27 protein-coding genes are annotated in these 24,346 nt (G+C 54.0%); 9 read left to right on the plus strand and 18 right to left on the minus strand.

Annotated elements, in window-relative coordinates; genetic code table 11:
* Nucleotides 1–141: 141 nt before the first annotated feature.
* Complete coding sequence (locus ACJ9N4_RS11520) at nt 142–1,086, plus strand: L-lactate dehydrogenase (protein WP_182918337.1); 945 nt, start codon at nt 142–144, stop codon at nt 1,084–1,086.
* 67 nt (nt 1,087–1,153) lie between these two features.
* Here ACJ9N4_RS11520 and ACJ9N4_RS11525 read toward each other — a convergent pair whose 3' ends face one another.
* The 3 genes from ACJ9N4_RS11525 to ACJ9N4_RS11535 form a co-directional block, all read right to left on the minus strand.
* Nucleotides 1,154–1,945 (minus strand): PhzF family phenazine biosynthesis protein, encoded by a 792-nt coding sequence (locus ACJ9N4_RS11525; protein ID WP_411500503.1) that lies wholly within the window; start codon nt 1,943–1,945, stop codon nt 1,154–1,156.
* Nucleotides 1,946–1,972: 27 nt separating this feature from the next.
* Nucleotides 1,973–2,761, minus strand: a complete 789-nt coding sequence (locus tag ACJ9N4_RS11530) for a PhzF family phenazine biosynthesis protein (RefSeq protein ID WP_395122871.1) — start codon at nt 2,759–2,761, stop codon at nt 1,973–1,975.
* A 61-nt stretch (nt 2,762–2,822) separates the two neighbouring features.
* Nucleotides 2,823–3,488, minus strand: a complete 666-nt coding sequence (locus ACJ9N4_RS11535; protein ID WP_411500504.1) for a MarC family NAAT transporter — start codon at nt 3,486–3,488, stop codon at nt 2,823–2,825.
* Between the two features lie 255 nt (nt 3,489–3,743).
* Here ACJ9N4_RS11535 and marR point away from each other — a divergent pair, with 255 nt between their 5' ends.
* The 3 genes from marR to marB are packed head-to-tail and all read left to right on the plus strand — an operon-like array spanning nt 3,744 to nt 4,829.
* The gene (gene marR, locus ACJ9N4_RS11540) at nt 3,744–4,178 is read left to right on the plus strand and encodes a multiple antibiotic resistance transcriptional regulator MarR (RefSeq protein WP_182271395.1); all 435 of its coding nucleotides are present in this window, start codon (nt 3,744–3,746) and stop codon (nt 4,176–4,178) included.
* Between the two features lie 20 nt (nt 4,179–4,198).
* The gene (gene marA, locus ACJ9N4_RS11545; protein ID WP_001303241.1) at nt 4,199–4,579 is read left to right on the plus strand and encodes an MDR efflux pump AcrAB transcriptional activator MarA; all 381 of its coding nucleotides are present in this window, start codon (nt 4,199–4,201) and stop codon (nt 4,577–4,579) included.
* Nucleotides 4,580–4,610: 31 nt separating this feature from the next.
* Nucleotides 4,611–4,829, plus strand: a complete 219-nt coding sequence (gene marB, locus ACJ9N4_RS11550) for a multiple antibiotic resistance protein MarB (protein ID WP_182271394.1) — start codon at nt 4,611–4,613, stop codon at nt 4,827–4,829.
* A 39-nt stretch (nt 4,830–4,868) separates the two neighbouring features.
* Here marB and eamA read toward each other — a convergent pair whose 3' ends face one another.
* Nucleotides 4,869–5,768: an O-acetylserine/cysteine exporter gene (eamA, locus tag ACJ9N4_RS11555; protein ID WP_182271393.1), complete on the minus strand. Its 900-nt coding sequence runs from the start codon at nt 5,766–5,768 to the stop codon at nt 4,869–4,871.
* Between the two features lie 193 nt (nt 5,769–5,961).
* Between eamA and ydeE the strand changes: the two genes are divergently transcribed.
* Nucleotides 5,962–7,155 (plus strand): efflux MFS transporter YdeE, encoded by a 1,194-nt coding sequence (gene ydeE, locus ACJ9N4_RS11560; RefSeq protein WP_232105414.1) that lies wholly within the window; start codon nt 5,962–5,964, stop codon nt 7,153–7,155.
* Nucleotides 7,156–7,205: 50 nt separating this feature from the next.
* On the opposite strand, the gene zinT is transcribed toward ydeE, so the two are convergent.
* The 7 genes from zinT to ACJ9N4_RS11595 all read right to left on the minus strand — a co-directional run bounded on the left by zinT (nt 7,206) and on the right by ACJ9N4_RS11595 (nt 13,962).
* Nucleotides 7,206–7,847, minus strand: a complete 642-nt coding sequence (zinT, locus tag ACJ9N4_RS11565) for a metal-binding protein ZinT (RefSeq protein WP_411500505.1) — start codon at nt 7,845–7,847, stop codon at nt 7,206–7,208.
* A gap of 53 nt (nt 7,848–7,900) precedes the next feature.
* A complete protein-coding gene (gene urtE, locus ACJ9N4_RS11570) occupies nt 7,901–8,599 on the minus strand; it encodes an urea ABC transporter ATP-binding subunit UrtE (protein ID WP_182918332.1) in 699 nt (232 codons plus the stop codon).
* 9 nt (nt 8,600–8,608) lie between these two features.
* Nucleotides 8,609–9,406, minus strand: a complete 798-nt coding sequence (gene urtD / locus ACJ9N4_RS11575; protein WP_182274511.1) for an urea ABC transporter ATP-binding protein UrtD — start codon at nt 9,404–9,406, stop codon at nt 8,609–8,611.
* Nucleotides 9,406–10,479: an urea ABC transporter permease subunit UrtC gene (gene urtC, locus ACJ9N4_RS11580; protein WP_182271389.1), complete on the minus strand. Its 1,074-nt coding sequence runs from the start codon at nt 10,477–10,479 to the stop codon at nt 9,406–9,408. Before urtC ends, urtD begins: the two co-directional genes overlap by 1 nt.
* Nucleotides 10,479–12,053, minus strand: coding sequence for an urea ABC transporter permease subunit UrtB (gene urtB, locus ACJ9N4_RS11585; RefSeq protein WP_411500506.1), 1,575 nt, complete (start codon nt 12,051–12,053; stop codon nt 10,479–10,481). The genes urtC and urtB overlap by 1 nt, the downstream gene beginning before the upstream one ends.
* Nucleotides 12,054–12,077: 24 nt before the next feature.
* Entirely contained in the window at nt 12,078–13,349 is a 1,272-nt protein-coding gene (gene urtA, locus ACJ9N4_RS11590; protein WP_411500507.1) for an urea ABC transporter substrate-binding protein, read from the minus strand.
* Nucleotides 13,350–13,548: 199 nt separating this feature from the next.
* Nucleotides 13,549–13,962, minus strand: coding sequence for a rhodanese-like domain-containing protein (locus ACJ9N4_RS11595; protein WP_411500508.1), 414 nt, complete (start codon nt 13,960–13,962; stop codon nt 13,549–13,551).
* A gap of 73 nt (nt 13,963–14,035) precedes the next feature.
* Here ACJ9N4_RS11595 and ftrA point away from each other — a divergent pair, with 73 nt between their 5' ends.
* On the plus strand, nt 14,036–15,037 hold the full coding sequence (gene ftrA, locus ACJ9N4_RS11600; protein WP_182271385.1) for a transcriptional regulator FtrA: 1,002 nt from the start codon (nt 14,036–14,038) through the stop codon (nt 15,035–15,037).
* A gap of 156 nt (nt 15,038–15,193) precedes the next feature.
* Here the strand turns inward: ftrA and ACJ9N4_RS11605 are convergent, their stop codons facing one another.
* Nucleotides 15,194–15,559: a hypothetical protein gene (locus ACJ9N4_RS11605; RefSeq protein ID WP_182918328.1), complete on the minus strand. Its 366-nt coding sequence runs from the start codon at nt 15,557–15,559 to the stop codon at nt 15,194–15,196.
* 345 nt (nt 15,560–15,904) lie between these two features.
* Here ACJ9N4_RS11605 and ACJ9N4_RS11610 point away from each other — a divergent pair, with 345 nt between their 5' ends.
* On the plus strand, nt 15,905–16,135 hold the full coding sequence (locus ACJ9N4_RS11610) for a DUF2554 family protein (RefSeq protein WP_182271383.1): 231 nt from the start codon (nt 15,905–15,907) through the stop codon (nt 16,133–16,135).
* Here the strand turns inward: ACJ9N4_RS11610 and ACJ9N4_RS11615 are convergent, their stop codons facing one another.
* Both ACJ9N4_RS11615 and ACJ9N4_RS11620 read right to left on the minus strand, forming a co-directional pair.
* Nucleotides 16,136–18,100: a peptidase U32 family protein gene (locus ACJ9N4_RS11615; RefSeq protein WP_182271382.1), complete on the minus strand. Its 1,965-nt coding sequence runs from the start codon at nt 18,098–18,100 to the stop codon at nt 16,136–16,138.
* Nucleotides 18,101–18,180: 80 nt separating this feature from the next.
* Nucleotides 18,181–18,708, minus strand: a complete 528-nt coding sequence (locus ACJ9N4_RS11620; RefSeq protein WP_182271381.1) for a helix-turn-helix domain-containing protein — start codon at nt 18,706–18,708, stop codon at nt 18,181–18,183.
* Between the two features lie 93 nt (nt 18,709–18,801).
* Between ACJ9N4_RS11620 and ACJ9N4_RS11625 the strand changes: the two genes are divergently transcribed.
* Entirely contained in the window at nt 18,802–19,968 is a 1,167-nt protein-coding gene (locus ACJ9N4_RS11625) for a benzoate/H(+) symporter BenE family transporter (RefSeq protein WP_196391280.1), read from the plus strand.
* Here the strand turns inward: ACJ9N4_RS11625 and ACJ9N4_RS11630 are convergent.
* The gene (locus ACJ9N4_RS11630; RefSeq protein ID WP_182271379.1) at nt 19,948–20,820 is read right to left on the minus strand and encodes an AraC family transcriptional regulator; all 873 of its coding nucleotides are present in this window, start codon (nt 20,818–20,820) and stop codon (nt 19,948–19,950) included. The two genes, ACJ9N4_RS11625 and ACJ9N4_RS11630, sit on opposite strands and share 21 nt — an antisense overlap.
* Before the next feature lie 174 nt (nt 20,821–20,994).
* On the opposite strand from ACJ9N4_RS11630, the gene ACJ9N4_RS11635 reads away from it, so the two are divergent.
* A complete protein-coding gene (locus ACJ9N4_RS11635) occupies nt 20,995–21,891 on the plus strand; it encodes a DMT family transporter (protein ID WP_182271378.1) in 897 nt (298 codons plus the stop codon).
* 33 nt (nt 21,892–21,924) lie between these two features.
* Here ACJ9N4_RS11635 and ACJ9N4_RS11640 read toward each other — a convergent pair whose 3' ends face one another.
* The 3 genes from ACJ9N4_RS11640 to tehA form a co-directional block, all read right to left on the minus strand.
* Complete coding sequence (locus ACJ9N4_RS11640) at nt 21,925–22,599, minus strand: DUF3313 domain-containing protein (protein ID WP_182271377.1); 675 nt, start codon at nt 22,597–22,599, stop codon at nt 21,925–21,927.
* A 124-nt stretch (nt 22,600–22,723) separates the two neighbouring features.
* Nucleotides 22,724–23,317: a tellurite resistance methyltransferase TehB gene (tehB, locus tag ACJ9N4_RS11645; RefSeq protein WP_182271376.1), complete on the minus strand. Its 594-nt coding sequence runs from the start codon at nt 23,315–23,317 to the stop codon at nt 22,724–22,726.
* On the minus strand, nt 23,317–24,318 hold the full coding sequence (gene tehA / locus ACJ9N4_RS11650; protein ID WP_411500509.1) for a dicarboxylate transporter/tellurite-resistance protein TehA: 1,002 nt from the start codon (nt 24,316–24,318) through the stop codon (nt 23,317–23,319). Before tehA ends, tehB begins: the two co-directional genes overlap by 1 nt.
* Nucleotides 24,319–24,346 lie beyond the last annotated feature (28 nt).

Genomic DNA, 24,346 nt, shown 5'->3' on the forward strand with positions numbered 1-24,346 from the left:
ACGGGCTTAACGGGTCGTCAACATCGTGCAGCCATGTCACAGCGCTTCATAGTATTAACTTATGCTTTCCGTCATCAGTTGCGCGCAACCGCGCCCGGCAGTAATTTTGTTGGCGTTGGCCGTAAACCTCATGGAATAACGATGAATACCAAAGCCCGTAAAGTGATGATCATTGGCGCAGGCAACGTTGGCGCATCTGCGGCTTACGCCCTGCTGAATCAAAATATTTGTGAAGAGATCCTCCTTGTCGATCTCAACCGCGAACGCGCAGAAGGCCATGCGCAGGATCTCAGCGACGCAGCCGCGTATATGCCGGGCATGATGACCATTTCAACCCGCGAGGTCAGTGAGTGTGCCGATGTGGATATCGCGGTCATTACCGTATCAGGCGGTGCGCTAAAACCCGGGCAAACCCGACTGGATGAACTGACCAACACGGCGCGTATTGTCAAAAGCATTGTGCCACAAATGATGGAGAACGGATTTAAGGGCATTTTTCTGATAGCTACCAACCCGTGCGACATCATCACCTGGCAGGTGTGGAAACTCTCTGGTCTGCCACGTCACCAGGTCATTGGTACCGGCGTCTGGCTGGACACCACCCGTCTGCGCCGCACGCTGGCACAGGTGCTGGACATCGGTGCGCAGAGCATCGATGCCTTTATCCTCGGTGAACATGGTGATACCCAGTTCCCGGTGTGGTCGCATTCGTCGGTGTACGGTTCACCCATTGGTGAAGTGTACCTGCGGCATACCGGGCAGGCGCTGGATCGGGAAGCGCTGGCTGAGAAAGTGCGCAAGCTGGGGTTTGAAATCTACAACCGTAAAGGCTGCACCGAATACGGCATCGCCGGAACCATCGCGGAGATTTGCCGTAATATCTTTACCGGCAGCCACCGTGCGCTGGCCATTTCCTGCATCCTGGACGGTGAATACGGCGTTGATGGCGTGGCCATCGGCGTGCCCGCCGTGCTGGCACAAGGCGGGGTTCAGCAAATTATCGAATTGCAACTGGCGGAAGAGGAACGGGTCAAATTCCGCCACTCGGTTGACGTGATTAAAAATAACATTGCCCGCCTGCCGTGACGGGCCTGAGCATGGCATCACGGCGAATGTGTGGGAGCACCTGGAGCCTCCCACACGCCGATATCCGTTAGCGCAGAAAGATACGCCCTTTCAGATACAACGTAGCCTGTCCGCCAATCAGCACGCGGTCGCCCTTCAGCTCACAGCGTAAATCCCCGCCACGGGCTGACACCTGGCGGGCATTCATCTGCGTTTTGCCCAGTTTTTCACCCCAGTAGGGAATCAACATGCTGTGTGCCGATCCCGTCACCGGATCTTCCGGTACCCCTTCACCCGGGCAGAAGAAACGGCTGACAAAATCGTACTGCTCACCCGGTGCCGTGATGCAGACCATTTTATCCAGCGGCAGCATCGCCGCGATATCCGGGGTTAACGCTTCCACCTGCGGCTGACTTTCCAGCACCACCATGTAATCCCGCCCGACGCGAACCTCTTTGGCTTCACGGATCCCCAGCGCGCTAAACAGCAACGCCGGTGGATTGTCGACCGCCTCCGTCGACCACGCCGGGAAATTCAGCGTCAGCCAGTCGCCACTGCGTTTTACCGTCAAATCGCCCACGAAGCGTGTTGAAAAAGTGATTTCGGTATGCGGGTAATCAAGATATTCGAAGATGACATGGGACGTTGCCAGCGTTGCATGGCCGCACAGATTAATTTCACCCAGAGTGGTGAACCAGCGCAGCTCAAACCCGCTGTCCGTACGAACAAAAAACGCCGTTTCCGACTGGTTATGCTGTTGCGCCATTTTGAGCAATGTTTCATCCGGCAGCCACTCTTCCAGCGGACACACCGCCGCAGCGTTACCGCCAAACGCTCTGTCGCTGAAGGCATCTACCAGATAAAAGTCAATTTCCTGCATAGTCTCTTCCTCTGTTGTTATAAGTATTTAGCGCAGAAATACTGTGCCTTTCAAATAAAGTGATGCCTGCCCACTCATCAGAACGCGGCTCCCCTTCAGCTCGCAACGCACGTCTCCCCCACGGGCTGACACCTGACGGGCGAACATCGCCGTTTTCCCCAGTTTTTCGCTCCAGTAAGGGATCAACATCGTGTGCGCGGAACCGGTGACCGGATCTTCCCAGACGGCAACACCCGGTGAGAAAAAGCGACTGACAAAATCATAGTCCCCGTCTCCACGCGCCGTAACGGCAACCTTATGTTCACCGGGCGTCATCGCCGAAATGTTCGGCGTGATGGCCTCAACCTGCTGGCGGTTTTCCAGTACCACTACCCAGGCACGCCCTTTACGGGCTTCAACATAGTGACGGATACCCAGTGCAGAAAGCATCTCCGGTGGCGGGATTTGTTCCTGCGTCGGACAGGCCGGGAAATCCAGCGTCATCCAGTCCCCCTCACGACTGACGGTAAGCCTGCCGGAAGCGGTATCAAAGTGGATCCGGGGATCCGGGTAATTCAGTTCATTGAACAGGACATATGCGGCAGCAAGCGTGGCGTGGCCGCAGAGATTGACTTCGGTGAGCGTGGTAAACCAGCGTAATTCAATGCCGCCGTGGCTGCAGACAAAAAACGCGGTTTCCGACTGATTATGCTGTTGCGCCATCCTGAGTAATGTCTCATCCGGCAGCCACGCCTTCAGCGGGCAAACTGCCGCCGGGTTTCCGCCAAACGAGGTTGAGCTAAACGCATCAACCAGATAAAAATCAATCTCCTGCATTGTCTGACCACCTGTTATTCCGTTAATAGCCCGTACACGCATCGCGCCGCCGGGCACTGTTTTAGTGGTAGGTTTTAATAATTTCCAGCACACCGTTAATAATAAACTGCACGCCCATACAGACCAGCAGGAAGCCCATCAGACGAGAGATGGCTTCAATCCCACCTTTGCCTACCCAGCGCATAATGGCCCCTGAACTGCGCAATGATGCCCACACGATAATACCGATCAGGGCGAAGATGATCGGCGGTGCCACGGTCACAACCCAGTCCGGGAACGTCGAGCCATCGCGTACCGTTGACGCGGAACTGATAATCATCGCTATCGTCCCTGGCCCCGCCGTGCTCGGCATGGCTAGCGGTACAAAGGCAATATTCGCAGTCGGTTCACATTCCAGCTCTTCGGATTTACTTTTCGCTTCCGGCGATTCATGGGCCTTTTGCGCAGGGAACAGCATGCGAAAACCGATAAAGGCGACAATCAGCCCCCCGGCGATACGCAGGCCAGGAATCGAAATTCCGAAGGTATTCATCACCAGCTGCCCGGCGTAATACGCCACCATCATGATGGCAAAAACATACACGGAGGCCATCATCGACTGATGATTACGCTCCGCGCTGTTCATATTCCCTGCCAGCCCCAGAAAGAGCGCAACCGTCGTTAATGGGTTAGCCAACGGCAACAGCACCACCAGCCCAAGACCTATTGCTTTAATCAATTCCAACATAATGCGTCGTCGTCCTTATCCGTATTCAACACCGCAATTATAGGGGTAAACCGTACATTTCAGCCATCGGTACAAAACAATGATTATTTCACGCCTAAACGATAACGCTTCGTTATCTTTATGATTTGAAAGCAACAAAATGAAGTGCATGAAACGTTTTAGCAATTCGTGGCATCGGCCAATTCATTCAGTTGACTTATACTTGCCTGAGCAATAATATCTGCCGTAACTAAACTACTTGCCAGGGCAATCATCGTGAAAAGCACCAGTGATCTCTTTAACGACATAATTCCACTGGGTCGTCTTATTCACATGGTCAATCAAAAAAAAGATCGCCTGCTCAATGACTACCTGTCACCGCTGGATATCACCGCAACACAGTTCAAAGTGCTGTGTTCCATCCGCTGCGAAGCGTGTATCACACCGGTTGAGCTGAAAAAGGTGCTCTCTGTCGATCTCGGTGCGTTAACCCGCATGCTGGATCGTCTCGTCTGTAAAGGATGGATTGAACGAAGCCCTAACCCGAATGACAAACGCGGTGTTCTGGTGAAACTGACCCGCGACGGCGCAGCCATGTGTGAGCAATGTCATCAATTAGTAGGACAAACACTGCACCAGGAACTCACAAAAAACTTAACGGCAGATGAAGTGGCAACGCTTGAGCTTTTGCTTAAGAAAATACTGCCGTAAACAGAAAAAGAGGTATGACGATGTCCAGACGCAATACTGACGCTATCACCATTCATAGCATTTTGGACTGGATCGAAGATAACCTGGAATCGCCGCTCTCCCTTGAAAAAGTATCAGAGCGTTCAGGTTACTCAAAATGGCACCTGCAACGGATGTTCAAAAAAGAGACCGGCCATTCATTAGGTCAATATATTCGCAGCCGTAAGCTGACGGAAATTGCCCAGAAACTGAAAGAAAGCAATGAACCGATCCTTTATCTGGCGGAGCGGTACGGGTTTGAGTCGCAACAAACCCTGACGCGTACGTTCAAGAACTATTTCGATGTGCCGCCTCATAAGTACCGTATCACCAGCATGCCGGGCGAATCCCGTTATCTGTATCCGTTAAAACACTGTAGCTAAACAACGCCTTTAAAGACGTACCGAGGAACTCATGAACGTTACCGCCTCCGCCGCCCTCGCCTTGCTGGTGCTATTTTCCAGCCAGGCCTTCGCGGAGCAAACACCCAGTGCAACGCAGCAAAACAATCGTGACGCGATGATCCTGCCGTCTGCACATGACCAGTCGCCGTTTGATTTCAACCACATGGGTTCAGGCAGCGACAAATCCGACGAATTGGGCGTGCCGTATTATAATCAACACAGCCTCTGATTCACTTTTTGCCCCGCCGATGTGGGGCTTTTTTCTGCCTTATCCTTTCACCCGCATCGCCCGACGCACGCGCAAACCAAAAACGTTGATATACAGCCCGGCCATGATCAGTACCGCCCCCAGCAACTGCAGTACACTCAGTTTTTCATCCAGCAGAACGGCCGCACTCGCCAGCCCGACGACCGGTACCAGCAGGGAGAGCGGCGCAACGCGCCAGGTTTCATAGCGCCCCAGCAGCGAACCCCAAATTCCATAACCAATAATGGTAGCCACAAACGCCAGATAGATAAGCGACAAAATGGTGGTAAGGTCGATGTTAACCAGGCTATTCAGCATGACATCTGGCCCATCCAGGATAAGCGATGCAGCCATAAACGGCACGATGGGGATTAACGCACTCCAGACCACCAGCGACATCACCGCCGGACGCGCCTCATGCTGCATAATCAGTTTGTTGAAGATGTTCCCACATGCCCAGCTCAGCCCTGCCGCCAGCGTCAGCATAAAGCCCAGCAACGCCACATGCTGCCCATTCAGGCTGGCTTCAACCAGCACCAGCACGCCAAACACCGCAAGCGTAATCCCGGCCAGCTGTTTGCCCTGCAACCGCTCACCAAAGACAAATGCCCCGAGAATAATGGTAAAGAACGCCTGCGCCTGTAACACCAGCGAGGCCAGACCGGCAGGCATACCGAACTTGATGGCGCAAAACAGAAACGCAAACTGACCGAAACTGATGGTCAGGCCGTAGCCAAGCAACCATTTAAACGGGATATTCGGGCGGGAGACAAAAAAGAGTGCCGGGAACGCCACCAGCAAGAACCGTAAACCGGCCAACATCAGCGGAGGCATATTGTGCAACCCCACCTTGATGACCACAAAATTCAGTCCCCATACCACGACCACCAGCAGCGCCAGCAGCCCGTCTTTACGCGTCATATCCAGCCCCTGAATTATTAACATTTTGTAAACACTTCAAGGTAACAGAAAAAATAGCGCCACGAGAAGATCATTAATTATGGCAGTCAGGCGAAGCACTTACGGATAAATCAGGCGCTATACAAGCCCCTTATGTCGTGATACTTCTGAAAGAACACCATTAAAAATGCATAAGCCATCGTCGGGCAGGAATATGAAACCATCTATCAGGCGCTCCACTGCGGCGCTGCTGGCATCGTCATTGTTGTTAACCATTGGTCGCGGGGCAACGCTGCCGTTTATGACCATCTATCTCACGCGCGTTTACGACATGAGCGTAGAGAATATTGGTTACGCCCTGACCGTGGCACTGACCATTGGCGTGGTGTTCAGTCTGGGGTTCGGGATCCTGGCCGATAAGTTCGATAAGAAGCGCTACATGCTGATCGCGATTCTGGCTTTTATCGCTGGTTTTGTCGCCATCCCGCTGGTGAACAACGTGACGCTGGTGGTGCTGTTCTTTGCCCTGATCAACTGTGCCTATTCCGTTTTTTCGACGGTACTGAAGGCCTGGTTTGCTGACGTCTTAACCCCCACTGAAAAAGCGCGCGTCTTTTCGCTGAACTACAGTTTTTTGAACATTGGCTGGACGGTCGGGCCTCCCATCGGCACGCTGCTGGTGATGTACAGCCTGCAACTGCCGTTCTGGCTGGCGGCCTTCTGTGCCGCGCTGCCGCTGGGGTTTATCCATTTCTTCGTCCAGAAAAGCGTGGCGCTGGACACCGCAGAGGGAAAATCGACGTGGCAACCTTCGGTCTTGCTCAAAGACCGCGCATTGTTCTGGTACACCCTGTCTGGCCTGCTTGCGTCATACGTGGGGGGGTCGTTCGCCAGCTGTATTTCGCAATATGTCCTGGCGGCGAATGCGGGTAGCGATTTTGCCGAAAAAGTCGTGGCCGTGGTGCTGCCCGTCAACGCCGCTGTGGTGGTGACGCTGCAATACGCAATCGGACGCAGGATCTCCGCTGCCAACATCCGTCCGTTAATGACCGTTGCGACCCTCTTCTTCATACTGGGGTTGGGTGGTTTTATGTTCTCCGGGGAAAACCTGATTTACTGGGGGATCGCGGCAGCCGTGTTTACGCTGGGGGAGATTATTTATGCGCCCGGCGAATATATGCTGATTGACAACATCGCCCCACCGGGAATGAAAGCAAGCTATTTCTCAGCACAGGCGCTGGGCTGGCTGGGGGCTGCGGCCAACCCGATGATCACCGGTATCATTCTGACCAACTTACCGCACTGGTCGCTGTTTGTGATCATGATGGTCGCCATTGTGATTGCCTGGCTGATGATTTTGCGTGGAATGAGCGTGAAAGCGTGGTGTGAGGAACCGAAAGTGGCGTAAGCGTTGCGTGCCGGGTGGCGGTTACGCCTGACCCGGCAAAAGCAAGCCTGTCAATGGTGCAACATCTCTTCCACCACCTGCTCTTTGTACATCTCGTTCGGATAATACGTCGGCCAGTTATTCATCTCTTTCAGCAACACCTCCTGGGAGGTATTGCCCATAAAGATATGGAAGTGCGAGGAGGCTTTCGGCCCGATGATATGGTCGCTGAACTGGACAAACTTCGGCGCTTTACTGCCAGCATCCTTACACTCGAACAGGTAGCGAACACCTTTTTTGCCTGAGGCATAGGTCAGGATTTTGTAGCCGCTATAGCTGTAGTGGCAGCGGCTGGTCATGTTGCCTTTATGGAACTCCATGACGTTATTTTCAATGCCGACAGAATCGACATCCGTCGCATAGCCCGTGCGGTAATAGGCTTTCACCTGATCAAAAGATTGATGTTCATCCTTCTCCGCTTTCTTTTTAAAGACCGGATCCAGGGAACCATCAAGCAAAAACGGATAAACGGATTGCCAGACACCATCCCAGTCAGACAACGCCCGGTCCTCCACGTCTTTATCCTCAAACACACCGTTTGCTGCCTGCTGCTCCGCAGCCGTCATCTGATGTCCGTGCGAATGGGCGAACAGCTGACCGCTGGCCAGCAGCGCCCCCAGAGTCATGGCAAATTTTCCAATATGTGCAACCAAAACAAAACCCTCACTCCGTTTTATAAGAGTGAATGATGTTATAGTATAACATTTCAAATCGCAACCAGCCCGCGTACCCCCTCCTGCGCCATATTTTCACCACGGCCTCGCTGAATAATGGTGCCACGCGACATCAGCAGATAACTGTCAGCCAGCTCCGCCGCAAAATCGTAAAACTGCTCAACCAGCAGTATGGCCATATCACCCCGGTCTGCCAGCTTGCGGATCACCTGTCCAATTTCTTTAATGACCGAAGGCTGAATACCTTCCGTCGGCTCATCGAGGATCAGAAGCTGAGGGCGACTCGCCAGCGCGCGCCCAATCGCCAGCTGTTGCTGTTGCCCGCCGGAGAGATCGCCTCCGCGACGATGTTTCATCTCCTGTAATACCGGGAAAAGCTGCCAGATCTCCTCCGGGACACTCTTTGCCTCGCGGGCGGAAAACCGTGACAGCCCCAGCAACACATTTTCTTCGACGGTTAAACGCGGGAAAATTTCACGCCCCTGCGGGACATACGCTACCCCCGACTGCACCCGCTGGTGCGGTTTACTGTGGGTAATTTTTTTCCCCTGCCATATTATCTCGCCCGTTTTCGCCGGAATTAACCCCATCAGGCACTTCAGCAAGGTGGTTTTCCCCACACCGTTGCGCCCCAACAGGCAGGTGACTTCTCCGGCGATCGCCTCAAAGCTCACGCCGCGCAGAATATGGCTTCCGCCGTAATACTGATTCAGTTCGTTAACCTGTAACATCACCGCTCCTTAGCGTCCGAGATAGACTTCAATCACCTGCTCGTTGGCCTGCACCTCGCGCAATGAACCCTCGGCCAGCACACGCCCCTGGTGCAGCACGGTAACGTGATCGGCAATGGTTTCGACAAACCCCATATCGTGCTCCACCACCATCAGTGAATGCTTGCCTGCCAGCGTTCTGAAGAGTTCCGCCGTATATTCGGTTTCCGCATCGGTCATCCCGGCGGCAGGTTCATCCAGCAGAAGCAAATGCGGATCCTGTACCAGCAGCATACCGATCTCCAGAAACTGCTTTTGCCCGTGCGAGAGCAGTCCTGCACGGCGGTCGCGTTCGCTGCTGAGCCGCAGCAACACCAGCATTTCATCAATACGATCGCGTTGCTCGCCACTGAGTTTTGCCCGCAGGCTCGCCCAGACGGACTTGTCCGTTTTCATCGCAATTTCAAGGTTTTCCCACACCGTCAAGGCTTCAAAAACCGTGGGTTTCTGGAATTTTCGCCCGATCCCGTTTCGGGCAATGGCTGCAGGCTCCAGCGTGGTCAGGTCGATGGACTGGTCGTAAATCGCGCTTCCGCTTTTTGGCCGCGTTTTACCGGTAATGACATCCATCAGTGTGGTTTTACCTGCACCGTTTGGCCCAATAACGCAGCGCAACTCGCCTACACCGATGTTTAACGAGAGATCCGTCAGTGCCTGAAAACCGTCAAAATTCACGTTGATGGCCTCAAGCTGCAGCACCGGATCAGTCTGTTCACGGTAACGATCGCCGGGAAGTTGGCGGGTAAAAAGTCCTTCGGCTGGCTGCATCATTTCTCTCCCTTACGAAACAGACCGTAGACGCCATTCGGCAAAAACAGCGTAACAGCGATAAAAATCAGCCCCAGAAACAGCTGCCAGTATTCCGGCATTGCAACGGTAAAGATGCTTTTCGCGCCATTCACCAGCGCTGCACCAATCACCGGGCCGACCAGCGTTCCACGTCCTCCCAGCGCCACCCAGATGGCGGCTTCTATCGAGTTGGTGGGTGACATTTCTCCTGGGTTGATAATGCCCACCTGTGGAACATACAGCGCCCCCGCCAGGCCACACAGCACGGCGGAGAGCGTCCACACCAGCAGTTTGAATCCGCGGGGATCGTAACCGCAAAACGTCAGGCGGTTTTCGGCGTCGCGTACGGCGGTCAGAATGCGGCCAACCTTACTCTTTGCCAGCGCATAACCTGTCCCCAGCGCCAGGATCAGCAGCATAACGGTCGCCAGAAACAGCGCGATACGCGTGGTGGTGGCCGTGACGGAAAACCCGAGCAGCGTTGTGAAGCCGGTAAAACCGTTGTTGCCGCCAAAACCGGTTTCGTTACGAAAGAACAGCAGCATGCCCGCATAGGTCAGCGCCTGGGTCATAATGGAGAAATAGACCCCTTTAATTTTTGAGCGAAAGGCAAACCAGCCAAATACCAGCGCCAGCAGCCCTGGAATTGCGACAATTAACACCATCGCCCAGGCGAAGTGCTGCGTCCCCCACCAGAACCACGGCAGGTCACTCCAGGAGAGAAACGACATAAACGCAGGCAGACCATCGCCCGCCGCCTGGCGCATCAGGTACATACCCATCGCATAACCGCCCAGCGCGAAGAAAATGCCGTGTCCCAGCGAGAGCATCCCGGCGTACCCCCACACCAGGTCGAGCGCCACGGCAACGATGGCGTAGCAGAGGATTTTGCCTGTCAGCGTCAGCATCCAGGTCGACAGTGCCAGCGGATGGGTAGCGGGCAACAGAGCAAAAAACGGCAATATCAACAGACACGCCACCAGCAGGCTGCCTGCAATTTGAGTGGTACGTGGCGCTTTACGCGCCAGCGTTAAGGTCAGTGGCTGGCTCATCAGTCAATAACCCTCCCTTTCAGTGCAAACAACCCCTGTGGACGCTTCTGAATAAACAGAATGATCGCCACCAGGATCAGGATTTTGCCAAGCACGGCCCCCAGCTGCGGCTCAAGAATTTTATTGAAAATCCCCAGACCAAACGCGGCAACCACGCTGCCCGCCAGTTGACCAACGCCGCCCAACACCACCACCAGGAAAGAGTCGATGATGTAGCCCTGGCCCAGTTCCGGCCCCACGTTTCCTAGCTGAGATAACGCCACGCCGCCTAAACCGGCAATCCCGGAACCCAGCCCAAAGGCCAGCATATCGACACGCCCGGTCGGAACCCCGCAGCAGGCCGCCATGCTGCGGTTTTGCGTCACCGCGCGCACGTTCAGACCAAGGCGGGTTTTATTCAGAATGAGCCAGGTGAAGAACAGCACCAGCAGCACAAAACCCAGCACCACAATGCGGTTCCACGGTAGCGTCAGGTTGGCAAAAACCTGCACGCCACCGGAAAGCCAGGCCGGGTTGGCCACCTCCAGGTTTTGAGCACCAAAGGTCATGCGCACCAGCTGAATAATCATCAGGCTGATCCCCCATGTCGCCAGCAACGTTTCCAGCGGTCGACCATACAGATGACGAATAATCGTACGCTCCAGAACCATCCCGACACTGGCCGTCAGCATAAACGCGACCGGCAGCGCGACAATGGGATACAGCGCCAGCCACTGGGGAGTCAGTTGCGCCATCGCCTGTTGCACCATCCAGGTCGCATAGGCTCCCAGCATCAGCATCTCGCCGTGAGCCATATTGATGACGCCCAGTAAGCCATACGTGATTGCCAGCCCCAGAGCAGCCAGCAGCAGCACCGACCCCAATGAAAGCCCCATAAACGCTTGCCCCAGCAAGTCACCCCACATCAGACGGTGCTGAATATGGCTCAGGCTCTCCTGAGCGGCAGCGCGAACACTTGCATCTGGCTCCATCGGCGGCCGGGTGAACGGCGTCAGTTTTGCCTGAACGTCCGGGTCATCAGACTGCCCCAACAACTCGATGGCCTTACGCCGAACATCGGCCTGTGGGCTTGCCAGCTGAAGATTAGCCAGCGCCATCAACAGCGACTGACGGACCACATCATCCGTTTCGCCGCTCACCCGTTTTTGCAGAAAATCGAGCATATCAGGCTGGACATCACGCTGTAGCTGACGGGCAGCGGCACGCCTTTCTGTGACGTTGTCACTTATCAGTTGATGCATAGCCAGCGCCGAGCCTGCCAGAACGCGCAGACGGTTAGTCAGACGCACGGCTTTGGTTGGCCCTGTCGCCACTGTTGACGCACCCAGCGCGACCATCTCGCCATTACTTCGCACGAAGGCGTGTTTTTGACTGTCGATAAAGAGGTTTTCGTTCTGTAATGCCTGGAGCAACGGCAGCCGGGCCACCTCCGGCGAAGTCGCCCACTGCGTCAGCATTGCCGCCTGCTGGCTGTGATTCGCAGCAACAAAATTATCGGCATCCGATGCCTGCGCCATCCCTGGCAGCAGTCCGGTAAGCCACACAATAGCGATGATCATGCGCATGGCGTTCATGACTTTTCTCCCTGCGGTAATGACTTAGTTACTGGCGGTTTTCATCGGCTGGTCAGGTTTTTTGTCATTCCCTGCGATGAATGGGCTCCAGGGCTGAGCACGTACTGGCTGTTCAGTCTGCCAGACGACGTTAAACTGGCCGTTACCTTCGATTTCGCCAATCATGACCGGCTTATGCAGGTGGTGGTTGGTCTCATCCATCGTGAGCGTGAAGCCTGACGGTGCTTTAAAAGACTGGCCAGCCATTGCCGCGCGAACTTTATCTACATCAGTCGAGCCCGCTTTTTCGACTGCCTGCGCCCACATGTGAATGCCAACGTAAGTGGCCTCCATCGGGTCATTAGTCACCACGGTATCGGCATTCGGCAGCTTATGTGCCTTCGCGTACGCTTTATAATCCGCCACAAAGGCCTGGTTGGTTGGGTTATCAACGGATTCAAAGTAGTTCCATGCTGCCAGATTGCCGACCAGCGGTTTGGTGTCTATCCCGCGCAATTCTTCTTCTCCCACGGAGAAGGCCACCACCGGCGCATCGGTCGCTTTCAGACCCTGGTTAGCCAGCTCTTTATAGAACGGGACGTTGGAATCCCCGTTGATGGTCGACACCACCGCCGTTTTCCCGCCTGCGGAGAATTTCTTGATACTGGCAACGATGGTCTGGTAGTCGCTGTGACCAAACGGGGTGTAGACCTCTTCGATATCCTGGTCTTTAACCCCTTTCGAATGCAGGAAGGCGCGCAGGATCTTGTTGGTGGTTCGTGGGTAAACGTAATCGGTACCCAACAGGAAGAAACGTTTTGCGCTGCCACCATCTTCACTCATCAGGTACTCCACCGCCGGAATAGCCTGCTGGTTTGGCGCTGCACCGGTATAAAAGACGTTAGGTGACATCTCTTCACCTTCATATTGCACCGGGTAGAACAACAGACCGTTCAGCTCTTCAAATACCGGCAATACCGATTTACGCGATACTGACGTCCAGCAACCGAATACCACCGCCACGTTGTCCTTGCTCAACAGCTGGCGGGCTTTCTCGGCAAACAGCGGCCAGTTTGAGGCCGGGTCAACCACCACCGGTTCCAGTTTTTTACCCAGCACACCCCCTTTGGCATTGATCTCGTCAATGGTCATCAGGGCGACATCTTTCAGGGGCGTTTCGGAGATTGCCATCGTGCCGGACAACGAATGCATGATCCCCACTTTAATGGTATCGGCAGCCTGCACGCCAAAACTCATTCCCATCGCGACCACGGAGGCCGACAGTGCAAAAGCTTTTAACAAGGTACGACGGTGCATATTTTCACTCCTGAAAAGAAAGCTGTGCTAAACGTCCGTTGCCGCGTGGACGCAGAAAATAAAACGTCAGCTTCAGGAGAGCAAAAAGGATGCCAGAATGGAGGAGGCCTGTTTTCAGGGGGAGAAAGAGATAACCTGACGGGAACGACTCAGGATGGTACAGCGTTGCACTTTTATAATGCAGCGCTGTGCCGCAGCGTCACGATGCGGAAACCAGCGTATGGCTGGCAAATTCAAACTGTTCATCTTCCCAGCCAGTAATACCGCCCGTCATGATTTTGACCGGTAATCCCAGACGCGCCAGCTTTAGCGCGGCTCTGTCTGCACCGTTACAGTGTGGCCCTGCGCAGTAAACCACAAACAGCGTGTCGGCAGGCCAGTGTGCCATGCGCTCTGCTGTTATCTGTCTCCAGGGCAAGTGCAGAGCACCGGGTACATGGCGGCGGACAAATTGTTCCGGGTTACCTACCACGTGCAACAGAACAAAGTCCTGCTCATGGTTCACCAGAGCATGGTGAACATCGGCACAATCTGTCTCAACACTCAGCCGACACAGAAAATGCGCGACGGCTTCCTGCGGCTCTGCAGCCGGAAATTCAGTAACATAGCTCATGATCCTTCCTCATCTTTGGCATTTGTGTTAACACTACTCTACCCACAAATTCAGCCCATGAATGCGCCCGTGTATGCCAGAAAACAGCAAAAAGATGACAAACTTAAGACAGGTTTCCCGCCCGCTGGTGGTTGTGCTGGCGTATGACGGTTTGTGTACCTTTGAGTTTGGCGTGGCCGTTGAAATCTTTGGCCTGTCGCGCCCTGAACTGGGTGACGCGTGGTATCGTTTTGCCGTGGCAGGCATCGATGCCGGTGAACTTCGGGCGACGGGCGGGATCCGCATCATGACCGATGGCGATATCAGTCTGTTAGCGTCTGCGGATCGGATCATCATTCCGGGCTGGCGGGGTCTGGACTCCCCGGTTCCCGATGCGCTCTGCGACGCATTACGCCAGGCCAGCGCGCGAGGGTGTCAGTTGCTGTCCATCTGCTCAGGTGTCTTTGTGCTGGCCGCTTCCGGCCTGCTTAACGGGCGCAAAGCCACGACACACTGGCGCTATATTGAAGCACTTAAGACCCGGTTCCCGGCCATCAGCGTGGTTGAAGATGTACTTTATCAGGACGAAGGTGACATCCTGACTTCCGCAGGCAGCGCGGCAGGCATAGATTTATGTTTGCATGTTGTGCGGCGGGATTTTGGGATGGAAACCGCCAACAGCGTTGCGCGCCGTCTGGTCATCCCTCCACACCGTGATGGCTCACAGCCGCAGCAACTCAGCCGCCCGGTGGCACAACTACGAGAGAGCCAGCGATTAGGGAAGTTGTTTGATTTTCTGCATAATCATCTGGCCGAATCCCACAGCATCGATTCACTGGCGTGCCGGGTCGGCATGAGCCAGCGCACCTTTCTTCGCCGTTTCCAGGATGCGACAGGAACAACCCCTGCCCGCTGGCTGCTCACTGAACGTCTGCTGCGGGCAAAAGATTACCTGGAAAGTAGCCGTTTAAGTATCGACAGCATTGCGGAACAAACCGGCTTTGGCCAGGCTGCAACCTTACGCCACCATTTCCGCCAGCATTTTGCGTTATCTCCGGCTCAGTATCGCAAGCAGTTTGTACGTTCTGACCAATAACGTTCTGAATACAGGCAAAAAAAAACCGCCACATCGGGCGGTAAATGCTTGCATGGATAGATTTGTATTTTGGTCTCTACGTCCCGACATTCAAGGCCGGGCAGCGGATCGAGAACACCCTACCATCCACAGTTTCAACGAAGAGTAAACAACATCTTAACCCGCCGCTTTGGTATTAATTTGCAGGTAGCGCATCAGCCCCTGTTCCGCACTCTGTTTGGCATTATCATTGATAGCTTCAAGATAGAACGGGCGGGATACCGCATACGGTGCCTGACTGGCAGAATAAACGGCATACTGGAAGGTTTTTCCCTTCACCTTGTTAACACAACCCAACTCCCAGTGCTGTTCGTTAATTTTGGTGCTATTACAGGCAGTTTTCCCGTAATCGCTGGTTAAATATGACGTTACACGGACTTCAGCGGATTGAATGTAATCCGGTTTATCATTCCAGGCATAGCTCACACACGCTGTTACCCCTACAGCGGCCATCAGAAGCGCGGCTGTGTATATTTTTTTCATTCAATTATGACCTATTCCTTAGCCTGAAAAATCCATTATATAGGAATTTTCTCGATTATTAAGCGTTATTTCTACACCATAAATGGCAGCTATACGGCTTTGAGTCATTATCCTTGTCACATTCAGATAATGTCCGAATTCCTACTTTTCCCATTTTTTGCCATTTATATCTGACAGTTATTAACTGAGCAGAAAAGACTCAGAATGAATATGTTTCACTTTTATTATGGTTATTATTCCTGCAACAGAAACTGACATTCACTTTGCGCTAATTTGAATATCCGAATCATAACTCTATGAAAATATCATCATGATAGCCGTGCGTTGTCATCAAATGGTGAAATAATGTTTAGAAAAGGGTTAACACTGATCGTGCTGGTCTGCGCACTATTTTCAGGTCAGCTCATGGCGGGGCACAAAGGGCATGAATATCTGTGGGTGAAGAATGTTGAACATCAGCTTCGTCATGAAGCCGACAGCGATGAATTACGCAGCGTGGCAGAAGAGTCAGCGGAAGGTTTGCGCGAACACCACCAGTGGCAAAAATCGCGCAAACCAGACACTCACTTTCGCTAATTAGCTGCCTTTACGCTTTGGCAGGGTTTTCATCAGCTCTTCCGGGCTAACGGACGCCACAACGCTGCCGGGTTGTGGCATTTTGAAAATATGGTTTTTCATCTTGCCAATCACATGCATTTCACACGGACGGCAATCAAATTTAAGCGTCAGCACTTCGTCGCCATTGACCAGCTGCATTGGCGTGGCTTTCCAGCTCTTAATATTGCCTTTTGCCTGTTTTGGACACAGGTTAAATGCAAAACGCAGGCAGTGCTTGGTGATCATCACCGGCACATCGCCCTTCTCTTCATGCGCTTCATAAGCCGCATCAATCAGCTGAACACCGTGCCGATGATAAAATTCACGCGCTTTATGGTTATAGACGTTCGCCAGGAAAGATAAGTGCGTGTCAGGGTAAACCGGCGCGGGCACAGCTTCGGCCTTGCGACTGCCACGCGGATAGTTTGCCAGACGCGCATCATCCAGCATCTCTGCCGTTTCACGGCGGAACTGGTTTAACAGGCTGTTAGGGACAAACAGAGCATCCGGCAGAGTGACGTCGATATTGCGCGCGTAATAGAGCGTCTGTCCCAGTTTTGCCACGCCGTCTCTGAGGCTGTTGAGCGCTTTTTCCGCATTGTTCGCCACCTCAAACATGCCGTCGAGGGTATGCGTCACGCTGATGCCGTCTTCGCAGGTCATGGTCAGGATCAGCTGTTCTTCCCAGCCACCCAGCTCGATATCCACCGCAATGCGGCGTTCGCTGGACGTTTTCAGCAGCGCCTGCTGCCAGTTGTGGTCAAGGTTGCGGTTCAGCGCTGCGTTCGGACGTGCTTTGTAGAGATCGGCCGGCATTTCATTCGGCCACACGCGATAGCGATTTTCCCCGGTTTTTTCTACCGTATTGGCGCGGAAACCCACCACTTCACGCTTAATCATCACGTTCAGCCCGTCACCGTTCGCCAGGGGTTCAGTGACCTCAACGTCCAGGTGATCTTTCGCCACTTTCAGCACTTCACCTACCGGCAAACCGATAAACTTCGGTGAATCAAATGCACCGATGTCACCTTTACGGGCATTCACAAAGTAGTCGGTGCTGCCGCGATGGAAAGTCTTGTCCGTCGACGGAATAAAGAAATGCTCGGTGCGACCAGCAGAGGCACGCGCCAGATCACCGCGATCGTCAATGATGGCATCCAGCATCTGGCGATAATGCGCGGTAATGTTCTTCACATAGCTCATGTCTTTGTAACGCCCTTCAATCTTGAAGGAGCGTACGCCTGCGTCTATCAGCGCGCCCAGGTTGGCGGTCTGATCGTTATCCTTCATGGAAAGCAGGTGCTTTTCGAACGCCACAACGCGCCCCTGATCGTCTTTCAGGGTATACGGCAGGCGGCAAGCCTGCGAGCAGTCGCCCCGGTTAGCACTGCGGCCAGTCTGGGCATGGGAAATATTACACTGCCCGGAATAGGCCACGCAGAGCGCACCGTGGATAAAGAACTCAATGGTCGCGTCCGTCGTCTGGTGAATGTCGCGGATCTGGTTCAGGTTCAGCTCACGCGCCAGCACAATCTGAGAAAAACCGGCGTCGGAGAGAAACTTCGCCTTCTCTACCGTGCGGATATCACACTGGGTACTGGCGTGCAGCTCAATCGGCGGGATATCCAGCTCCAGCACGCCCATGTCCTGGACGATCAGGGCATCGACCCCGGCCTGATAGAGATCGGTTATCAGACGTTGTGCAGGTTCCAGTTCATCATCATGAAGAATGGTGTTCAGGGTCACGAACACCTTCGCCCCAAAGCGATGGGCGAACGGTACCAGCTCAGCAATGTCGCTCAGACTGTTGCTGGCGTTATGGCGGGCACCGAAGCCAGGGCCACCGATGTAGACCGCATCCGCGCCGTGAAGGATCGCTTCACGGGCAATGGCGGCGTCGCGGGCCGGGCTTAAAAGTTCAAGATGATGGGATTGCAGGCGCATACTTCGTCGTTATCCGTTATGGTCAAAATGGCGGCTATTGTAGTCAGAAGTATGCAACAGCGAAACAGTTTTGCGTTGCTTCAGCGGGGATAATGAATGAGGGAGTGAAAATGCACCGTCCGGGCGCTGCTGTTGCGGTACGCATGTGGTTTATCGCCGGCGAAACGTACACCTGAATCGGCATAAATTGTGCGCCATACACCCTCGATATTCATCTCCAGCTCGCCACTTATCACCACCACATGTTCAATCACGCCAGCCTCGTGCGGCGTGGACTCGCTCAGGGCACCCGGTGCCAGTGTGATCGAGAAATGATCGAATTTCAGCGTTTCATCCCACGGGAATAAGGGTTTCACCACCATCGCCTGCTGCTGCGGGTCAAAGATGGCCTGCCTGTCCGCCTCCGGCGTAATAAATGCGGAAAACGGGACATTCAACCCGGTGGCAATTTTCCATAGCGTGGATACCGTCGGGCTGGATTCATTGCGCTCAATTTGCCCCAGCATCGCTTTTGAAACGCCCGTCTCTTCCGACAGCTTCGACAGGCTCCAGCCCCTCGCCTGGCGCTGTATTTTCAGTGTAGTAGCAAGATGTTGTGTAATTTCCATATTTCCCTCCCGGTGCGGGTCAGTATAGCACTTGTGCGTTATAGCGCACAGTGTTATCTTCCGGTGGACGTTATAACGCACAACGGAGTTTTTATGCGCAGTTCGACTTCTCTCTTTCCGGCCGTTCTTGCCGGCTTTGTTGCGGTTCTGGTGGGATATGCCAGTTCAGCCGCCATCATCTGGCAAGCCGCCGCCGCGGCTGGGGCAAATGCCCACCAGGTCGCCGGGTGGATGACCGCGCTTGGGATCGGTATGGGAGTCAGTACGCTGGCACTGTCATGGTGGTATAAAGCGCCAGTCCTCACCGCCTGGTCAACGCCCGGCGCAGCGCTGTTAGCCACCAGCCTGCACGGAGTAACGCTTGCCGAAACCATCGGCGTGTTTATCTTTGCCAATGCGCTCATTCTGCTGTGTGGCGTCACCGGATTATTTGCGCGCCTGATGAAACTCATCCCACATTCACTGGCCGCCGCCATGCTGGCAGGTGTGTTGTTGCGCTTTGGGTTGCAGGCGTTTAGCCATCTTGAAGGACATTTTCTGCTGTGCGGCAGCATGCTGGCGGCATGGATAATTGCCAAAGCGCGTGCACCACGGTATGCCATTGTTGCGACTCTGCTGACAGGCGGGATCGTGGCATGGTCTGGAGGTGACGTTGTCACAAATAATGTGACATTATCTGTTGTGATGCCGCAGTTTATCGCCCCGACATTTACCCTCACCAGTCTGGTGAGCATTGGCTTACCCTTCTTTCTGGTGACGATGGCCTCGCAAAATGCCCCCGGATTCGCCACGATGAAGGCATCTGGCTATCCGCTGGCGGTATCACCGCTGATGATCTTCACCGGCGGGCTGGCGTTGCTGCTGTCACCCTTTGGCGTCTATTCCATCTGTATTGCGGCCATTACCGCCGCGATTTGCCAGAGTCCGGATGCCCACCCGGATGCCGGAAAACGCTGGCTGGCGGCCATTGCGGCGGGCGTTTTTTACCTGCTGGCGGGTATTTTCGGGGGGTCCATTACCGGGTTGATGGCCGCCCTGCCGCTGAGCTGGATCCAGACGCTGGCTGGGCTGGCGCTGCTGGGCACCATCAGCGGGAGCTTATATCAGGCATTGCATAACGTTACTGAGCGTGACGCGGCGATTGTCACGTTTCTGATGACCGCCAGCGGTGTGACTATCCTGGGTATTGGCTCGGCATTCTGGGGGCTGGTACTCGGTGGGTTGTGCTATGCCGTGTTTTCACACGTTCGCCGTGCGTAATTGCGACGGGGTCATCCCCATCACGCTGCGAAAACGGTTACTGAAGTGGCTTGCAGAGTTAAATCCGCAGGCCAGCGCAATCTCTGTGAGTGGCTTCGCCGTGTGCTGCACCAGCACTTTGGCCTTCTCCATTCGCCGCAGCATCACGTACTGATGCGGTGCTTGCCCCATCGACTGGCGGAACATTCTGGCGAAGTGATATTCGCTCAGCGCAGCCTGATCGGCCAGTTCCGCAAGCGTCAGCGGCTCAGAAAGGTTCTCTTCAATAAACGCGAGCACATTTCGCAGCACAAACGGCGACAGCCCGCCGGTGACTACCGGCAACTTCCACTGCACGCTGGCGTAATTCTGCAACAGGTGGGTCAGTAACAGCGTAGATGCCGTGCTCAGCGTCAGCTGATTGGCCTTTTGCTGCCAGTCACAGCCAAGCAAAAACTGGCGGTAGAGCGCGGTGATTTTCGGGTCGCTGCCGAAGATCTTTTCATCCAGCGTCAACGACACTGGCCGCCGATCCCAGATTTTCTCGCCGACATCGCGCAGGTGCTCATCAGTACAGTAGAGATGGACGAACGACAAATCGTCGCGGATATCCCACGTGGATTCGCTTTCTTTCGGCATCAGACAAAAACGATCCGGGCCACCCCCATTCTTCCAGCCACCCGGCGTTTTTTGATAGCTTTCGTAGCCGTCTGCCACGTACAGGCTGAGCGTGTGATGATCGCTTTTGACCGTTATCGTATCGTGCTTGTTGTACCAGGCCGCCAGCTGAATGCCAGAGTTAAGCGCAACGGTTTCCCGCAGCACTGCATTCTGTTGGCGTAGCGTTTCAAAGGTGTCGTAAGCGCGAGACATAGCCGTTAACAAGTCATTAATCAGAACTCAAGTCTAAGAATTGTTGCTCCCCGTTGCCAGATCTGACGCGATAAAAAAGCGCAAGAATTTGCAAGTCCACCGCAAGCCGGTGAAAGCCACGCAGAGTCAATGTCGCCACACTGAGGGTTTCCGCGGTTTGAGAAGAGAGAAACAATGAACGCAATACTGTATGGGCTGGTGGTGGTTATCTGGGGAACAACCTGGATTGCCATTTTTCTGCAACAGGGCACGGTTGCTGCTCCTGTGTCGATATTCTGGCGCTTCGCCGTGGCCTGCGCCACGATGATGATCGTATTAACCGCCCTTCGCCGTTTACGCAAGCTGTCACTGCGGGATCACCTCTTTTGTGTTGTTCAGGGATGCTGCGTTTTCTGCTTCAATTTCTGGTGCTTTTACACCGCGGCTGCGCACATCAATACCGGGCTGGAGTCGGTGATTTTCTCTATGGCGGTACTCTATAACGCCATCAACAGCTTTATCTTCTTTGGACAACGTCCTCCTGCCCGCTTCTGGACGGCAGCAACGCTGGGTCTGGTGGGGATCATCACGCTCTTCTGGAACGACCTGCTGGCAAGCGGCTGGAGCGCCTCACTGCTTACCGGTATTGGTCTTTCTGCCCTCGGCACCTATGGGTTCTCGCTGGGCAACATGATAAGCCTTCGCCACCAGCGAAACGGGCTTGAAACCATGACCACCAACGCCTGGGCAATGCTCTACGGCACACTGGTGATGGGGCTGATTGCACTCTTGCGCGGCGACAACTTTATGCCTGAGTGGAACGTGAGTTACATCGGTGCGCTGCTCTATCTGGCGATCTTTGGCTCGGTGATTGCGTTCGGGGCATACTTTACGCTGGTGGGGCGTATCGGCCCGGGCAAAGCGGCTTACAGCACCCTGCTGTTCCCGCTGGTCGCGCTGTCTATCTCAACGGTTTACGAGGGATACGAGTGGCACATCAATGGAATTATCGGCCTGCTGTTGATTCTTGGCGGGAATATGGTGATGTTCACGAAGCCGGAAACCTGGTTCCGCCGTCTGCGTACGGCGTAAAAAAATGGCCTGCTACATTGCAGGCCATTTTTATTATTTTGCCGTTTTATGCACATCAAACATGGTCGCATCCGTTGCCATGTCATCAACAACCTGTTTCAGCGTCGCAAAGCCCATTGGCGTATTTTCGTTAGCCAGTTCTTTACCCTCACCTTTACGAACGACCTTCATCACAGGCTTGTTGGTCGCTGCATCAATTAACTCACCTTCAAAGTAGAGGTGGGTATCCATCGTGCGGTGGCCGGTTGCCATCTGCGTACCCGCAACAACCAGCGCAACAGGTACGACTTCATAGAACTGCAGGCCTTCTTTCTGTGAACTCACCCCGGTGATTGCCCCACGGAAGATCAGGCTATGTTTGCCCGGCGTTGCCACAATCGGCTTACGTTGACCAATCGCCGTTTTCATTTTGGTATTGGTATATGTCAGCAGCTCATCCAGCGTTTTTTGACCAATCTGTGTTGTCGGTTTTGGTACCGGATAATAGGTAATCGGGTTCCAGACAATACTGTCATAATTCGCTTCCTTATAGGACGGATCAACCCAACGCAATGTTGGTTTACCCGTCGCGGAAGTGGTTTCCTTCAAGCCAGAATAGTCTTTTAAAAAGCCTGAGTATTGTTCGGGGGCTGCTACTTTTGAAGAACAACCCGCCAACGCCAACAGACCAGTAAGCACTGCAACTTTATAAAAAGTTTGAGTACGCATGATGGTATTCCATGTTATCTGCAAGTATGCACTTGAAGTTATAGCAAAAGATGTGTGGGTTTGTTGTGGCAAAAAATGATACTGATAGCACAAATAGCAAAAAGACTGCCCGAACATAAACCCGTTACGCGTTTTTGCGCGCCAGCATGGTGGCAAAACGCAGCTTGATGCGGTTTCCGTTTGCGTCAGTGCGGTGCAGCTCCCCGACTTCCTCGTTATATTTAAGCAACTCCCAGCCAGCATAGTAATTGCTCAATTCTCCGGTTTTAAAAGCAAACGGAAAACCGACGGTGCACGGATAATCCACCGTATCCATTGCAGCCACAATCAGGTTGTAACCGCCCGGTCTGGTGCAACGCTGCATATTGGTGATGAGGCCAGGAATGGTTTTCGCTTCCAGGAACATCAGTACCACGGTGGAAAGAATAAAATCGTACTCTCCGTCAAAGCTCAGGCTGTTGAGATCTTTGATCGCCGTCTGCAGGTTTTCGATCCCTTCCGCCGCTTTAATACGCTCGATGGTATCAATGCTCATTGGGTTTTTATCCCACGCCGTCACATCGTAACCGTTGGCGGCAAGCCAGAGACTGTTACGCCCATTACCACACCCGAGATCGAGCGTATTACCCGGCTTAACGATTTTCGCGCTGTACAGCACCTCAGAGTGCGTACGGGTCAGACCATATTTTTCGGTGAAGATATTCTCAGCAACAGTCATTATTTTTCCTCAGATGGCATAAGCAGAGCCTTATCAGTGCGCACCAGAAGTTTGCCCTGCATCAGCAAGATAAATGTACGAACCAACAGCATCACAATGATGACGTTGGTGAAAATAAACAGGGGGAGCGCAATAACGTGGAAGAAACCCGACGGGCTGCTCTGTCCCAGATGTAACCCGGTGGTCGCCAGCGCTGAAACGCCGAACGAGAAGCTCCAGAAAGAGGCGTTAAAGGGCTGGGACAGATACCACGGCATCAGGCGCAGCATAAACAGCAGTTGCAACAGGCCGTAGCCGAACAGCATTTTGGCCAGGGTATCCGCCTCACCGCCGTTGACGCTAAACCAGGCACTACAGGCCACCAGCGCGGGAGCCAGTTGAATACCCAATGAGGTACGTAGCGCCGAAGGTAGCTCCCCGGCGCTGCGCAGGCGTTGTAAAATCACTGGTTCGAGGCTGAGCCAGGAAAAAATCCCCGCCCCCAGGAAGACTAATCCCGCATCATTGAACCCCAGCGCGCCACAGGCCATCGCGCTAATAAAGTTGTTCGCGACCGTAGGCAGATATAACCCGGGCGTTGTGGCCTCTTCCGGGTGTTTACCGCGCCATAACCCGGCGCTTTGCCAGGCAGAATATGAGAGCTGAACCACCACCCCTACGCTGAACAATCCCAGCGAGACCGGGCGCAACCAGGGAACAAAACCGATAGCCACCAGCATGGTCGTGGCGGGAAAAAGGCTGACAAAACTGCTCATTACCGGATGACGCATTTCCGCCAGTACGCTGTGCGGAAAACGGATCGCGCGGGTGATAAATGCCACTGTCAGCAAAAACCAGATCCCCACTGCCAGGGCAACCAGACACTCTCCCGGCCAGCACGTCACCGGCCAGATAGTACTGGCGTAACGCCAGGCGAAGCCCATACCAATGGTTCCCAGCACCATACCAAAGTAGCCCGCGGGTAAGTTAAGGACTTGTTGAGCTTTGTTACTTTTATGCATTTATTTTAAATTTTAAAATGTATTTTAA

The organism is Enterobacter sp. LM3, from assembly GCF_046622475.1.
Taxonomy (GTDB): domain Bacteria; phylum Pseudomonadota; class Gammaproteobacteria; order Enterobacterales; family Enterobacteriaceae; genus Enterobacter; species Enterobacter cloacae_P.

Bases quoted from the DNA above. Each gene is read 5' to 3' on its own strand.
- ACJ9N4_RS11520 (WP_182918337.1), top strand. From the start codon at position 142: ATGAATACCAAAGCCCGTAAAGTGATGATCATTGGCGCAGGCAACGTT.
- ACJ9N4_RS11525 (WP_411500503.1), bottom strand. From the start codon at position 1,945: ATGCAGGAAATTGACTTTTATCTGGTAGATGCCTTCAGCGACAGAGCG.
- ACJ9N4_RS11530 (WP_395122871.1), bottom strand. From the start codon at position 2,761: ATGCAGGAGATTGATTTTTATCTGGTTGATGCGTTTAGCTCAACCTCG.
- ACJ9N4_RS11535 (WP_411500504.1), bottom strand. From the start codon at position 3,488: ATGTTGGAATTGATTAAAGCAATAGGTCTTGGGCTGGTGGTGCTGTTG.
- marA (WP_001303241.1), top strand. From the start codon at position 4,199: ATGTCCAGACGCAATACTGACGCTATCACCATTCATAGCATTTTGGAC.
- marB (WP_182271394.1), top strand. From the start codon at position 4,611: ATGAACGTTACCGCCTCCGCCGCCCTCGCCTTGCTGGTGCTATTTTCC.
- eamA (WP_182271393.1), bottom strand. From the start codon at position 5,768: ATGACGCGTAAAGACGGGCTGCTGGCGCTGCTGGTGGTCGTGGTATGG.
- ydeE (WP_232105414.1), top strand. From the start codon at position 5,962: ATGAAACCATCTATCAGGCGCTCCACTGCGGCGCTGCTGGCATCGTCA.
- urtE (WP_182918332.1), bottom strand. From the start codon at position 8,599: ATGTTACAGGTTAACGAACTGAATCAGTATTACGGCGGAAGCCATATT.
- urtD (WP_182274511.1), bottom strand. From the start codon at position 9,406: ATGCAGCCAGCCGAAGGACTTTTTACCCGCCAACTTCCCGGCGATCGT.
- urtC (WP_182271389.1), bottom strand. From the start codon at position 10,479: ATGAGCCAGCCACTGACCTTAACGCTGGCGCGTAAAGCGCCACGTACC.
- urtB (WP_411500506.1), bottom strand. From the start codon at position 12,053: ATGAACGCCATGCGCATGATCATCGCTATTGTGTGGCTTACCGGACTG.
- urtA (WP_411500507.1), bottom strand. From the start codon at position 13,349: ATGCACCGTCGTACCTTGTTAAAAGCTTTTGCACTGTCGGCCTCCGTG.
- ACJ9N4_RS11595 (WP_411500508.1), bottom strand. From the start codon at position 13,962: ATGAGCTATGTTACTGAATTTCCGGCTGCAGAGCCGCAGGAAGCCGTC.
- ftrA (WP_182271385.1), top strand. From the start codon at position 14,036: ATGCCAGAAAACAGCAAAAAGATGACAAACTTAAGACAGGTTTCCCGC.
- ACJ9N4_RS11605 (WP_182918328.1), bottom strand. From the start codon at position 15,559: ATGAAAAAAATATACACAGCCGCGCTTCTGATGGCCGCTGTAGGGGTA.
- ACJ9N4_RS11610 (WP_182271383.1), top strand. From the start codon at position 15,905: ATGTTTAGAAAAGGGTTAACACTGATCGTGCTGGTCTGCGCACTATTT.
- ACJ9N4_RS11615 (WP_182271382.1), bottom strand. From the start codon at position 18,100: ATGCGCCTGCAATCCCATCATCTTGAACTTTTAAGCCCGGCCCGCGAC.
- ACJ9N4_RS11620 (WP_182271381.1), bottom strand. From the start codon at position 18,708: ATGGAAATTACACAACATCTTGCTACTACACTGAAAATACAGCGCCAG.
- ACJ9N4_RS11625 (WP_196391280.1), top strand. From the start codon at position 18,802: ATGCGCAGTTCGACTTCTCTCTTTCCGGCCGTTCTTGCCGGCTTTGTT.
- ACJ9N4_RS11630 (WP_182271379.1), bottom strand. From the start codon at position 20,820: ATGTCTCGCGCTTACGACACCTTTGAAACGCTACGCCAACAGAATGCA.
- ACJ9N4_RS11635 (WP_182271378.1), top strand. From the start codon at position 20,995: ATGAACGCAATACTGTATGGGCTGGTGGTGGTTATCTGGGGAACAACC.
- ACJ9N4_RS11640 (WP_182271377.1), bottom strand. From the start codon at position 22,599: ATGCGTACTCAAACTTTTTATAAAGTTGCAGTGCTTACTGGTCTGTTG.
- tehB (WP_182271376.1), bottom strand. From the start codon at position 23,317: ATGACTGTTGCTGAGAATATCTTCACCGAAAAATATGGTCTGACCCGT.
- tehA (WP_411500509.1), bottom strand. From the start codon at position 24,318: ATGCATAAAAGTAACAAAGCTCAACAAGTCCTTAACTTACCCGCGGGC.